Source organism: Actinomadura sp. NPDC000929, assembly GCF_040492065.1.
Lineage (GTDB): Bacteria > Actinomycetota > Actinomycetes > Streptosporangiales > Streptosporangiaceae > Spirillospora > Spirillospora verrucosospora.
The window spans coordinates 1-2487 of record NZ_JBEUPA010000309.1; the positions used below are offsets into that span (position 1 = coordinate 1).

2 protein-coding genes and 1 pseudogene are annotated in these 2487 nt (G+C 76.6%); 2 read left to right on the plus strand and 1 reads right to left on the minus strand.

The features are described from left to right. Window positions 1-222 (minus strand): hypothetical protein (locus ABWI04_RS42450; RefSeq protein WP_353835948.1); only part of this gene is annotated, 222 nt, incomplete at its 3' end. On the opposite strand from ABWI04_RS42450, the gene ABWI04_RS42455 reads away from it, so the two are divergent. Next, window positions 158-2206 carry a serine/threonine-protein kinase gene (locus ABWI04_RS42455; protein WP_353835947.1) on the plus strand — a complete coding sequence of 683 codons (2049 nt, stop codon included), beginning with the start codon at window positions 158-160 and terminating at the stop codon, window positions 2204-2206. The two genes, ABWI04_RS42450 and ABWI04_RS42455, sit on opposite strands and share 65 nt — an antisense overlap. A 2-nt stretch (window positions 2207-2208) precedes the next feature. Beyond that, a pseudogene (locus ABWI04_RS42460) lies at window positions 2209-2487 on the plus strand (hypothetical protein); the annotation flags it as partial.

Here is a 2487-nt window from a genome sequence, read left to right on the forward strand (position 1 = left end):
CATGCCGCCCGGCTCGTCCGGCCAGAGCGGGCGCAGCGGCCAGGGGGCGTCGTACGGCAGCGCGCCGACGAGCGGGTCGGGCAGCGTAGGGTCCGGGCGGACGGCCTCGCGCGGCGGCACCCGGGGGACGGGCTCCAGCGGCTCGGCCAGGCGCGGCATGCTCGGCGCCGGGCTCGTCGAGGTGCCGCCCGTGCCGGCCCGCGACCCCGCCTCGGCGATCATGGAGAATCCGGAGGTGCCGGAGAACCGGCGCTTCTGCAGCAAGTGCGACGAGAAGGTCGGGCGCAGCCGGGGCGGGCGCCCGGGGCGCACCGAGGGCTTCTGCCGCAACTGCGGGCACCCGTTCTCGTTCACCCCGAAGCTGCGGCCCGGCGAGATGATCGGCGGGCAGTACGAGGTGCTCGGCTGCCTCGCGCACGGCGGGCTCGGCTGGGTGTACCTGGCCCGCGACCACAACGTCAGCGAGCGGTGGGTCGTCCTCAAGGGCCTGCTCGACACCGGCGACGCCGACTCGCTGGCCGCCGCCACCGCCGAGCGCGCGTTCCTCGCCGAGGTCGAGCACCCCAACATCGTCAAGATCTACAACTTCGTGCGGCACGGCGACTCCGGCTACATCGTGATGGAGTACGTCGGGGGCCGCTCGCTGAAGGACATCCTGCTCAGCGCCCGCAAGGCGCAGGGCGACCAGGCGTCGCTGCCGCTCGGCCAGGTCATCGCCTACGGCCTGGAGGTGCTGAGCGCGCTCGGCTACCTGCACGGCGTCGGGCTGCTGTACTGCGACTTCAAGCCCGACAACGCCATCCAGTCCGAGGAGCAGCTCAAGCTGATCGACCTCGGCGGCGTCCGGCGGGCCTTCGACGCGGACAGCCCGATCTTCGGCACGCCCGGCTACCAGGCCCCCGAGATCGGCTCGCAGGGCCCCTCGGTGAGCTCCGACCTCTACACCGTCGGCCGGACGCTGGCCGTGCTGAGCTTCCCGTTCCGCGGCTACACCGGGCGGCATCTGCGCAGCCTGCCGCCGCGCGAGGAGGTGCCGCTCTTCCAGCGGCACGAGTCCTACCACCGGCTGCTGCGCCGCGCCACGCACCCCGACCCGGCCCGCCGGTTCCAGAGCGCCGCCGAGATGGCCGAGCAGCTCACCGGCGTGCTGCGGGAGGTCCTGTCGGCCGAGGACGGGCGCCCGCGCCCCGCGCCGTCGCCCCTGTTCGGGCCCGAGCAGCAGACGGCCGGAACCGAGATCGTCGGCGGCCTGGACGGCGCCCGGGGGAGCGGCGGGGCCCCGCCGATCCTGGCGCCGGTGGAGCCGGCCGCCGCCGCGGCCGCGCTGCCCGTCCCGCTGGTGTACGCCTCCGACCCGGCCGCGGCGTTCCTCGCCGGGCTCACCGCCCGCGACCCCGCCGACCTGGCCGCGGCGCTGGCGTCCGCGCCGGTCGCGTCCCGGGAGGTGCGGCTCGCGCTGGTGCGCGTCCGCATCGAGCTGGGCGACCTCGACGGCGCCGCGCACCTGCTGGAGGACATCGCCGCCGAGGCCCCGGACGACTGGCGCGTCGACTGGTACCGGGGCGCGCGCGCCCTCGCCGGCGGGCGCGGCACCGAGGCCGTCGCGGTGTTCAACGACCTGTACGACCTCGCGCCGGGCGAGCAGGCGCCCAAGCTGGCGCTGGCGTTCTGCCACGAGACGCTGGGCGAGACGGCCGCCGCCGGCTACTACTACGAGACGGTCTGGCGCACCGATCCCACCCACGTCAGCGCCGCGTTCGGGCTGGCGCGCACGCGGCTCGCTGCGGGCGATCGCGCGTCCGCCGAACGCGTCCTCGACTCGGTCCCCCGCATCTCCAGCCACTACCTCGCCGCGCAGCTCGCCGCCGTCGCGACCGCCGTGCGGGGGCGCGGCCCCACCGAGCTGGACGCGCCCGCGCTCGTCGAGGCGGGACGGCGGCTGTCGTCGCTGCGCCTCGACACCGAGCGGTCGGCCGCGTTCGCCGCCGAGGTGCTGGAGGCGGCGCTGGCCTGGGTCCGCGCCGACCGCGGCTCGGCGCCGCCCGGGGTGCGGCAGCAGATCCTCGGCACCGCCCTGGACGAGCAGGCCCTCCGCAAGAGGCTGGAGGAGGTCTACCGCGTGCTCGCCAAGCTCGCCGACGGGGCCGAGCACCGCCACGCGATGGTCAAACGGGCCAACGCCGTCCGTCCGAGGACGCTCTTCTGACCATGAACGCGGATCAGCACACCCCCGTCGCGCTCTGCCGTACCTGCGGCGAGCCCGTCAACGAACGCGACCGCTTCTGCGAGGAGTGCGGGCGCCCCGACCCGACCACGCCCAGGACGCCGCCGCTCGGCACCGCACTTCCGGGCGGCGCGGCGAACCCGGCTTCGCGGGGCGTCCCGCCGGCGCCCGGCCCCGTGCCGCGCCAGGCCCGCTCGCCGGAGCGGCCGTCCGGCCCGCCCCCGCCTCCGGGTGAGGGCGGCGGTGCCGCGGGCGCCTGCGTG

Excerpts from the sequence above, each read along its gene's own strand:
- ABWI04_RS42455 (WP_353835947.1), top strand. The coding sequence starts at position 158 with ATGCTCGGCGCCGGGCTCGTCGAGGTGCCGCCCGTGCCGGCCCGCGAC.